The sequence below is a fragment of the Delftia sp. ASV31 genome (assembly GCF_016428765.1).
GTDB lineage: Bacteria > Pseudomonadota > Gammaproteobacteria > Burkholderiales > Burkholderiaceae_C > Comamonas > Comamonas acidovorans.
On the sequence record NZ_JAELTK010000304.1, the window covers coordinates 1 to 311 of the forward strand.

A 311-nucleotide genomic window follows, 5' to 3' on the forward strand; every position below is an offset into this window, starting at 1 on the left:
GGCCTGCATCAGCGCCTGCCGGCCCAGCGCCAGCGATTGCAAAAAGGCCACGGCCGGCACCACGAACACGCCGGTCAACGCCGTGATCCCGCCCGTCAACAGACCACACAACAGACCCAGCCAGGCCCTGTCTCTTATACACATCTGACGCTGCCGACGAAATGCGAACAGTGTAGATCTCGGGGGTCGCCGTATCATTAAAAAAGGGGGGGGGGGGGGGGGGGGGGGGGGGGGGGGGGGGGGGGGGGGGGGGGGGGGGGGGGGGGGGGGGGGGGGGGGGGGGGGGGGGGGGGGGGGGGGGGGGGGGGGGG

The 311-nt window shown here is 74.0% G+C and carries 1 pseudogene; it reads right to left on the reverse strand.

Annotated elements, in window-relative coordinates:
- Positions 1 to 129: pseudogene (locus JHD82_RS29530) on the reverse strand (sulfite exporter TauE/SafE family protein); the annotation flags it as partial.
- Positions 130 to 311 lie beyond the last annotated feature (182 nt).